Below are 9349 nucleotides of genomic sequence, written 5' to 3' on the forward strand. Positions count from 1 at the left end.
CGCCGTGGCCGCGTATCGAGACCACCCGGCAACAGATCAGCGCAAACCAGCCCCCAGCGACACCCCAGAGTGGTCTCGATACGCCCGAAGCACGCTCGTCCCTCGCGGCTCCGCGCTACTCGACCAGCGGAAGGTTCCGCTGGTCGAGTAGCGGCCACGGGCGACGAAGGAGCGCCGTGGCTGCGTATCGAGACCACCCGGCAACAGCCCAGCGCGGGCCAACCCCCAGCGACAGCGTGGAGTGGTCTCGATACGCCCGGAGCACGCTCGTCCCTCGCGGCTCCGCGCTACTCGACCAGCGCGATCGCTGGTCGAGTAGTCAGGACGAGCTTGCGAAGTCCTGACGTATCGAGACCACCCGGCAACAGCCCAGCTCGGGCCAACCCCCAGCGCCGGCGTGGAGTGGTCTCGATACGCCCGGAGCACGCTCGTCCCTCGCGGCTCCGCGCTACTCGACCAGCGAAACGTTCCGCTGGTCGAGTAGCAGGGACGAGCTTGCGAGGTCCCTGCGTATCGAGACCACCCGGCAACGGCTCGGCGCGGGGCAGGTGGAGGCACCGGGGCCTGGACGCTTGCCAGGTCTCGATACAGCGGGACGCCTTCGGCGTGCACCACTCGACCCGACTGACCCGCTCGGGCGCGGAGCGCCCTCGGGGTCAGTCGAACTCGGGGAGCTCGCGCTTCATGACCTTGCCCGTGGGGTTGCGGGGCAGCTCGTCGAGGAACTTGGTCCGACGCGGCACGGCGAAGCGGGCGACCCGCTCCTTGGCGTAGGAGACGACCTCGTCCTCGTCGAGCGACGCGCCGTCCTTCACCACCACGTAGGCGGCGAGGCAGTGGCCCCAGTCGGGGTCGGGCACGCCGACGACCACGACGTCGGTGATGGACGGGTGGCCGATGAGCGCGTCCTCCAGCTCGCGGGGGAACACGTTCTCGCCGCCGGAGATGATCATGTCGTCGTCGCGGCCGGCCACGAACAGGCGACCGTCCTCGTCGAAGTAGCCGAGGTCGCCCGTGTGCATGAGCCCGTCGCGGAAGTCCTTGGTGTTGCCGTCGGTGTAGCCGCCGAACTGCATCTCGTTGCCGACGTAGATGACGCCCGTCTCGCCCGGCGGCAGCTCGTTGCCGTCGGTGTCGAGGATCTTCGCGACCGTGCGCCACGGCACGCGACCCGCGGTGCCGGGTGCCGCGCGCAGGTCCTCCGGCGAGGCGATGGACACCCAGCCGGTCTCGGTGGCGCCGTAGAAGTTGTAGACCGAGTCGGTGAAGCGGTCCATGAAGTCGATCGCCAGGTCACCGGCGAGCGCCGAGCCGCTCGAGGCGGTGATGCGCAGGCTGGAGACGTCGTAGCGGTCGGCCACCTCGCGGTCGAGGTTCACCAGACGCTGCATCATCAGCGGCACGACGACGAGCACCTCGGCCTTGTACCGGTCGATGTCCTCGAGGACCTGCGCGGGATCGAACTTGCGGCGCAGGACGTAGGTCGGGACGGTCGAGAGGCCGAACCCGAAGTTGATGAGGCCCCACGAGTGGAACAGCGGCGCGGCCAGCACGACCGTGGAGTTGCCGTGGTACGGGATGGACCCGAAGAAGGTGAGGAGCGGGTCGAGGTTCTCCGGCTCCTTGCGGTTCGCGCCCTTCGGCAGCCCGGTGGTGCCGGAGGTGAAGATGACGATGCCGCCCGGCTTGGACGGCTTCTTGTGGTCGTCGGTCGGCTGCCCCTCGGCGAGGCCCGACAGGGTCGGCAGGCCGTGGGAGTCGTCGTCGGCCCACGCCACGACGACGAGGTCGCGGTCGATCTCGGACGTGACCTTGAGGAACTCCTGGTCGACGATGGCGAACTTGGCGCCCTCGCGTCGCGTGAGCTCGCCGAGCTGGGAGGCGCTGGCCATCGTGTTGAGCAGCAGCACCTTCGCGCCGATCTGCATGATCGAGACCATCGAGACCACCATCCAGCGGTGGTTGCGTCCCATGAGCGCGACCGCGTCGCCGACCTGCACGCCGCGGGCCTTGAGCGCGGCCGTCGTCTGGTTGATCTCGTCGCGCAGCTCGGCCCACGTGATCTCGCCGGCGTCGTCGATGATCGCGGTCTGGTTCGGGAAGCGGGCGGCCGCGGCGGCCACAGCCGACGGGAAGCCGGGGCCCCAGGTGGCGAGCTTGATGCCCGCCTTGAGGAGCCGGTGGGGCGGCTGGACCTTGAGGAGGCCGATCTGTCGCAGGACCCTCAGCTTGTAGGCGATGTCACTCATGCGGTCCGGCGGCTCCTCGGTCTCGTCACGTCAGGAAACGTCACAGTAACAGTGGGTGACACCGCGTGGCGGGTTCAGAGAGCGCCGTCACGTACGAGCACGGCGCGCACGGTGCGCAGCAGGATCCGGGCGTCGAGGCGCAGGCTCCAGGTGTTGACGTACTGCAGGTCGAGCCGGATCGACTCCTCCCAGCTCAGCTGCGAACGACCGCTGACCTGCCACAGGCCGGTGAGTCCGGGGCGCACGTGCAGCCGTCGCCAGACCCACTGGCTGTACTGGGCCGTCTCGCGCGGCAGGGCGGGCCGAGGGCCGACGAGCGACATGTGGCCGAGCAGCACGTTGACCAGCTGCGGGAGCTCGTCGAGCGACGTGCGACGCAGGACGCGTCCGACGGGCGTGACCCGGGGGTCGTCGTCGAGCTTGAACAGGGGGCCGGCACCCTCGTTGCGGACGACGAGCTCATCGAGCCGCTCCTCGGCGTCGACGACCATGGTGCGGAACTTCAGCATCGTGAACGTTGTCCCGTCGCGTCCGGTGCGCTCCTGGCGGAAGATCACCGGTCCGGCCGACGTGAGCCGCACTGCGAGGGCAACGGCGAGCATCACCGGCGACAGGACCACCAGGCCGACGAGCGCGGCCGTGCGGTCGACGACTGACTTGACCGCGACCGACACCAGGTGCTCGTTGGGAGGCCGCATGGTCAGCGCCAGCTGGTCGGCCACCATGCGCGGACGCATGTACTCGACGTGGTCCTCCATGTCGGCGAGCACCAGGCACTCGACGTCGGCGCGCTGCAGCGCCCAGGCCAGGTGGCGCAGCGCGGGCGTGGTGAGCGCGTGGTCGGAGGCGATGACGACGGACCGGGCGCGCTGGCGGTAGACGGTCGCCATGACGTCGGGCACGATCCGCGACAGCGACCCCGGCGAGCCGAGGGGCACGGACTCCGCATCGCCGCGCCAGACGCACGAGGCCACGACGTCGACGTCGCGCCGGCCGGCCCAGTGGTCCGTCAGCCGGCGGACCCGACGCTCCTCGCCCACCAGGACCGTGGGCGTGCGACGCCGGACGACACGGTGCGCGACGCCGTAGCCGACGAAGACGAGGGCGGCGGCCAGCACCGCGAGCAGGCCGCGACGCAGGTCGGGCGTGCTCTGGACGCCGAGCAGCAGACCGGCCACGACCGCCGCGCCGACGATGCCGAGCAGGCGGACGACCGGGGTGAGCGAGCTGGCGCGCTCGGCCGCGGGCTGCGCGAGCCAGCTGTAGACGAGCCACGCCCCGACGCCGGCCACGACGGCGCGGCCGACGTCGCCGTCCAGCCCGAAGTGGACGGCGAGCGCGAGGGCCGTCGTGAAGGTCAGGAGGTAGCCGACCAGTCCCTGCCGCACGGCGTCGGCGACGGCCCGGACCATGCCGCTGCGACGACGTTGGGCGCGGGCGGCGAGGAACTCCTCACCTGCGGGGGCCCGGGTGCTGCGCGGGACGCCCAGGCGCGTGCGCCCCTCGGCGTCACGGCGCGCCTCGGGCAGGTCGCCGAGCAGCCGGGTGGCCTCGAGGACGCCGGCAGTCGGCTGCAGCTCCTCCGACCGGGTGCGCAGCGTGCCGGCGGCCACCTCGTCGAGCAGCCGGTGCAGCTGCTCGCGCGACTCCGCGACGTGCACGAGCCCCATCTCGGCCAGCCGTCGGCTGAGCACGACCTGGTGGTCGTCGACGACCTCGTCGTCGACCGGCACGCGGGGCACGACGATCGGGATGCGACCGGCGCGGCGTGCGTCCATGACGCCGCCGGCACCGCCCTGGAGCACCACGACGTCGGCGCGCCGGTAGTGCTCGAGCAGCTCGTCGGGCGCCATCATGGTGCGGTTGTCGGCCCTGCCCAGCGGTCGGGTCGAGCCGTGCTGGAAGACCACGGCGGCCTCCTGCGCGTCGGCCCACGGCTCCAGCCAGTCGACGAAGCGGTCGAACGGGTGGTGGTAGGTGCCGACGCTCGCGACGACGCTGAGCGGCTCGGTCACAGCACCAGGCCGACGGTCTGCGCGCGCGGCAGCTTCTCGGTGAGCTGGTCCCACTGCGTCAGGTACTCGTCGACGAACGGGTACACCAGCCGACCGGTCAGCGACGGCTTGTCGATGCGGTCGATCGTCTCCAGGAAGATCGACCGGGCGCCGACCCGGCGCGCCTGGCGCAGGAACGGCACGGCGACGGCGGCGCCGGTGCTGAAGACCACGTCGGGACGCCACTCGTCGATGACCCGGCGGGCCAGCACCATGTTGCGGGCGAGGTTCGGCAGGTTGCGCTGCGTCGGCCACGCGCACTCGATGACGCGCTCGTCGCGCAACTTCAGCCGGGCGTCCTCGGTGGGCCCGGTGACCCAGAGCCGCTCGTGCTCGCCCCACCAGGGCTCGAGGGCGAGGGCCTGGGCGAGGTGTCCGCCGGAGGAGCAGGCGATGAGGATGCGCATGTCAGATGCCCTTTCCGAAGCGTCGCGCGACGGTGACGACGGCGCCGGGCGTCAGCAGACGCAGACCGACGGCGAGCGCCAGCCAGGCGCGCAGGGTGGTGGGTCGCAGCGCCAGGGCCTGCCGGGCGTGCCGGCGGCCGGCCCGACGCTGACCGGAGGAGACCTCGCCGAACGCGATCTGCGAGAGCATCCGCGCGTGCGCGGCGTCGTCGTCGGCGAACTGCGGGTGCTTGTGGAGGAGGTAGGTGAGCGCGGCGGCGTAGTCGGCCCAGCGCCCGAAGAAGTAGGACTGGCCCTGCCAGCGCACCCGTACGAGGGGCTCGTTCACGAGTCGCACGGGCGCGAGCCGCGACGCCGCCAGGAGCACGTCGGTGTCCTCGGCGTAGCCACGCGGGAGGTCCTCGTCGATCATGCCGATCTCGTCGACGAGCGCGTCGCGCCGGAACACGAAGCTGCTGGAGTGCAGGCCCCCGAACCGCTCGCGCACGAGCTCGGCGTGCGAGACGACGTCGGCGGGGACGAGCCGGTCGGTGAGGCGCTCGCCGTCGTCGACCTGCATCGCGGTGGCCACCAGCCGGGCGTCCGGGTGGTCGCGAAAGAGCGGCATCTGGGCGGCCAGCTTGCCCGGTAGCCAGGTGTCGTCGTCGTCCAGGAAGGCGACGAACGGGTGGCTGGCGACCAGGATGCCGGTGTTGCGGGCGCCGGCGAGGCCGCGGACGCGGTCGTTGACCACGGCGCGCAGGCTCTGGCCCGGCAGCAGCGCGACGTCGGGCAGCACCGGCTCGCAGGCGTCGAAGACCACGACGACCTCGACCGGTCCGGCGTACTCCTGCAGCAGGACGCTGCGCACGGCCTCGGCCATCAGCGTCGGGCGGTCGTGGGTGGGCACGACGACGGTGACGGGCGGTGCGTACGGGGTCGTGGCGGCGTCGAGCACCTCGACCGCGCTGTCGACCCTCACGCGAGCCCCTCCAGCTCGGCACCGGTGAGGTGGGCGCGCAGCATGGTGCTCGACGTCTGCCGCGTGTACGGGTAGTAGACGACGTCGACGCCGATCTCGCCCATCGTGCGCTCGAGCCGGTAGCCCTTCGGCGTGCCCTGCCAGTCGTCGCCCTTGAAGATCACGTCGAAGGGTCGCTGCTCCCACACCATGCGCTTGTCCTCGGAGCGGTCGATGACCACCTCGTCGACGATGCCGAGCGCGGAGATGATGTCGATGCGCTCGTCGCACGGCACGACGGGCTGGCGACCCTTGAGGATCTCGACGTACTCGTCGCTCGCGACGCCGACCACGAGGTGGCGGCAGCGGTGCCGTGCCCGGCGCAGCAGGTTGAGGTGGCCGACGTGGAACATGTCGAACACGCCGCTGGCGTATCCCACCCCGTAGGTCGTGCGCGTGATGCTCACCGGTTCTCCGATCCCCTGGACGTTCGTGCATGCCTGGAGAGCGGAGGAGCGTGGGCGCGTGACGCAGGACGAGGCCGATTCGGGCGTGTCTCAGGTCACGAACGCGAAGTCAGGACTTCAGTCCCGGGCGGGACGAGGACGGAAGACCCGGACGTGGTCGATCTCGAAGGTGGCCGGGAGCCCGGTGGTGCCCGGGCGCTCGGGATCGAGGCGGCCCCAGTAGCTGCTGCCGACCTGCAGGTTGAGCCGGATGTCGACCGGACCGTCGAGCGCTCGGCGCAGGCGCGGCTCGCGGTCGAGGTCGACGAAGCCCGTCGTGCGGCCGTCGAGCGAGAACCGCAGGCAGCCGGGCGTCCAGTCGACCGCGTAGGTGTGGAAGCCGTCGGCGAGCGGCTCCGCGGCCCGCCCCCAGCCGCCGACCCGCCGGTACCCGGGAGGGGCGGTGGTGTCCTCGTGGACGGTCCAGGCGTACTGCTCGGACATCGCGCTCCGCTGCCGGGAGGTGGGGGTGCCCCACGCCTCGACGACGTCGATCTCGCCGGGCAGGTCGGAGGCCCGCAGCCAGAAGGCCGGCCAGAGCGCCCGCGAGCGGCCGGGCTCGACGGGGAGCCGAGCCCGCACCTCCCACCGTCCGTGCTGCTGGGCGAAGTGGCCGATCGTGTCGAGGTAGCCCGTGCTGACGGGACGCTCGCCGGAGGTGTCGCCGGCCGGGTCGGACCGGGCGGTGATGCGCAGGCGCCCGCCGCGCACCTCGACGGCGTCGGCCCGGATGCGGGCCTGGTCGAAGGACAGCGTCGTGTCGTCGCGGACCGTCCAGCGGTCGGGGTCGACGCGGGCGCCGGAGAACTCGTCGTGCCACGCGAGCCGACCCTGCGCAGGGTCGGAGAGGTCGGTCGGTGCGTCGGCACGGTCGCCTCCCGGCCCGACCAGCCGCACCGTCACGAGCAGACCCGCCACGAGGGCGAGCAGCACCACGACGAGCAGGACCCTGCGACGCACCCGGTGGCCTGCGGACGTCAGGCGCGGACGCCGGCGACGGCCTGCTGCGGGGCCACGACGCGGGCGTTGACGTCCTCGAGCTCGAGGTAGCTGGCCATGCAGGACGGGCAAGCCTCGAGGTGGACGTGGATGCGCTTCTGCTCGCGCATGCCGACGGTGCGCCGCACGAGCGACGCGAGCCGGGGACGCAGCTGACGGCACTCGTCGCTGGCCTCGACGCCGTCGGCGGCGACGTGCTGCGCGAGGTAGGCCTCGCGGAGCCCGGCGCGGGCGCGGTACACGAGCGCGGAGACGCCGTTGGCCGTGAGACCGAGCCGGTCGCTGACCTCGTGCGGCTTGAGTCCTTCGACGTCGAGGTACCAGAGCACCGTGCGCCAGCGCTCGGGCAGCGACGCGAAGGCGGACCGGACGAGGTCGCGCTCGAACGTGTCGAGCTGTCCGTGCCCGAACGGCACCGCGGTGTCGATCGTCGCGAGGTCGTCCGTCGGCTGGACGCGCTGGCGCAGCCGTCCCCGTCGGGCGGCCTCGTGGCGGACCGAGGTCAGCACGTACGCGCGGAAGGCACGCTCGGGACCGAGACCGCGGCGGAGCTGGCCGAGCACCTGGGCGAACGCCTCGGACACGGTGTCCTCGGCCTCGGTCGGTGCGCCGAGGCGCCGGGCGAGGCGCAGGGCCACGGGCCGGTACCGACGGAACAGCTCGGCATAGGCGTCGTCGTCGCCGTCCCGCGCGAGGGACAGCAGGTGCGCGTCGTCCAGCTCTACGCCGGACGCGCGCGCAGACATGCGCGATTCATCGATGGACATCTGAACTTTCCCCTGGATCGTTCCCCGCCCTCCACCGTGGTGACGGTCTCCGGCCGGGACTGCCCGCGTTCGTGACACAGGCAGTTGCAACTCGGCCATAGTAACCGGGTGAGACAGCGGGTCAATGGCTCAACTCACAGGCACGGACGCCCGCCCGCGGCGTCATGAACGAGGCCGTCGTCGCTCCCAGTGCATGACGTCCCGTACCCGAGGAGCTCCTGCATGCAGTCCGCACCACCTCAGCCCGCCCAGCTCAGTGAGCTCGCCGGCACCCTGCGCCGACGCTGGCGCGTGCTCGCGCTGGGTGCGGTGGTCGGCGTCCTGCTCGGCGTCCTCGCCTGGGTGCTGCTGCCCGTGACGTACACCGCCACCACGTCGGTGCGGGTCGTGCCGGTCGACGTCAGCCCCTCCAGCGGGTCGAGCCCGACGCTCGACGTCGCGACCGACGCCCAGCTGGTGACGTCCGGCGACGTGCTGACGGCTGCCGCCGACGACCTCGACACCTCGGCGGGTGCCCTGAGGAGGGGGGTGTCGGTGACGAACCCGCCCGACACGGCCGTCCTCGACATCGCCTACACGGCGTCGACGCCGCGGACAGCGGCGGCCGGGTCGCGTGCGGTGGCCGAGGCGTTCCTCACCGTGCGCGGCGAGGCCGCGGCCACGACGGTGCAGGAGCTGCAGGAGGCCACCTGGGACCGCATCGACATGCTCGAGGACTCGGCCGACCGCTACCCGAAGGACTCCCCCGCCCGTGAGTCGATCCTCACCGAGGCGAAGACGCTGGGCACCCGCGCCGCGGAGCTGGCGACGGTCGACACGTCGCCGGGCCGGGTGCTCGGCGCACCGGCCACCCCGTCCGCGCCGTCGTCGCTCGGCGTGCTGCCGCTCGGCGTGGCCGGCCTCGCGCTCGGCCTCCTCGTAGGGGTGCTCGTCGACGAACGTCTTGGTCTGGGCGTACATCTGCTCGATGAACTCCTCGAGCCGGGCCGCCTCGACCCGCCACTGGCCGCGTCCGCCGATCTTGATCGCCGGCAGCTCCCCGCGTCGCACCAGCGCGTAGACCTGCGCGCTCGAGGTGTTGAGCACCTCCGCCACGTCGGCGAGCGTGAGGAAGCGGGGAGTGGCGGACATGGGTCCATCGTGTCACCTCCGGTCCCGTCCGCGGGCGCGACCCGGGCGGGCTGTGGATGAGCAGGTGAGGAGTCGGCGACGGCGGGGAAGGATGCCGCCCGTGGCCATCGATCTCGGGACCCCACCAGCCGCCCCTCCCACCTCCGCACCCACCGCGACGCGCACCCGCACGCCCGGGTGGCGCGACCCGCGCCTGTGGGTCGGGGTGGTCGTCGTCGCCGGCTCGGTGCTGCTCGGCGCCCGGGTGGTCGGGGCCGTCGACGACACCGTCACCGTCTGGGCGGCGGCTACCGAGC

The 9349-nt window shown here is 72.3% G+C and carries 7 protein-coding genes and 3 pseudogenes; 2 read left to right on the top strand and 8 right to left on the bottom strand.

Annotation, left to right across the window (positions count from 1 at the left end):
• Window positions 1–656: 656 nt before the first annotated feature.
• The 7 genes from A6Q79_RS13665 to A6Q79_RS13695 form a co-directional block, all read right to left on the bottom strand.
• Window positions 657–2249, bottom strand: a complete 1593-nt coding sequence (locus tag A6Q79_RS13665) for an AMP-binding protein (RefSeq protein WP_286689099.1) — start codon at window positions 2247–2249, stop codon at window positions 657–659.
• Window positions 2250–2323: 74 nt separating this feature from the next.
• On the bottom strand, window positions 2324–4264 hold the full coding sequence (locus A6Q79_RS13670) for an exopolysaccharide biosynthesis polyprenyl glycosylphosphotransferase (protein ID WP_286689100.1): 1941 nt from the start codon (window positions 4262–4264) through the stop codon (window positions 2324–2326).
• Complete coding sequence (locus tag A6Q79_RS13675) at window positions 4261–4710, bottom strand: UDP-N-acetylglucosamine--LPS N-acetylglucosamine transferase (protein ID WP_067859612.1); 450 nt, start codon at window positions 4708–4710, stop codon at window positions 4261–4263. The genes A6Q79_RS13670 and A6Q79_RS13675 overlap by 4 nt, the downstream gene beginning before the upstream one ends.
• Window position 4711: 1 nt before the next feature.
• Window positions 4712–5671, bottom strand: coding sequence for a glycosyltransferase family 2 protein (locus tag A6Q79_RS13680; RefSeq protein ID WP_286689101.1), 960 nt, complete (start codon window positions 5669–5671; stop codon window positions 4712–4714).
• Window positions 5668–6117, bottom strand: coding sequence for an adenylyltransferase/cytidyltransferase family protein (locus A6Q79_RS13685; RefSeq protein ID WP_236749743.1), 450 nt, complete (start codon window positions 6115–6117; stop codon window positions 5668–5670). Before A6Q79_RS13685 ends, A6Q79_RS13680 begins: the two co-directional genes overlap by 4 nt.
• 117 nt (window positions 6118–6234) lie before the next feature.
• Complete coding sequence (locus A6Q79_RS13690; protein WP_317698623.1) at window positions 6235–7116, bottom strand: glycoside hydrolase family 16 protein; 882 nt, start codon at window positions 7114–7116, stop codon at window positions 6235–6237.
• Between the two features lie 17 nt (window positions 7117–7133).
• On the bottom strand, window positions 7134–7901 hold the full coding sequence (locus A6Q79_RS13695; protein ID WP_067859621.1) for an RNA polymerase sigma factor: 768 nt from the start codon (window positions 7899–7901) through the stop codon (window positions 7134–7136).
• A gap of 243 nt (window positions 7902–8144) precedes the next feature.
• Here A6Q79_RS13695 and A6Q79_RS13700 point away from each other — a divergent pair.
• Window positions 8145–8408, top strand: a pseudogene (locus tag A6Q79_RS13700) (Wzz/FepE/Etk N-terminal domain-containing protein); the annotation flags it as partial.
• 423 nt (window positions 8409–8831) lie between these two features.
• Here the strand turns inward: A6Q79_RS13700 and A6Q79_RS13705 are convergent.
• Window positions 8832–9053 (bottom strand): annotated as a pseudogene (locus tag A6Q79_RS13705) (helix-turn-helix domain-containing protein); the annotation flags it as partial.
• Between the two features lie 100 nt (window positions 9054–9153).
• Here A6Q79_RS13705 and A6Q79_RS13710 point away from each other — a divergent pair.
• Window positions 9154–9349, top strand: a pseudogene (locus A6Q79_RS13710) (hypothetical protein); the annotation flags it as partial.

This window comes from Aeromicrobium sp. REDSEA-S32_B7, from assembly GCF_001626145.1.
GTDB classification, from domain to species: Bacteria; Actinomycetota; Actinomycetes; order Propionibacteriales; family Nocardioidaceae; genus Aeromicrobium; species Aeromicrobium erythreum.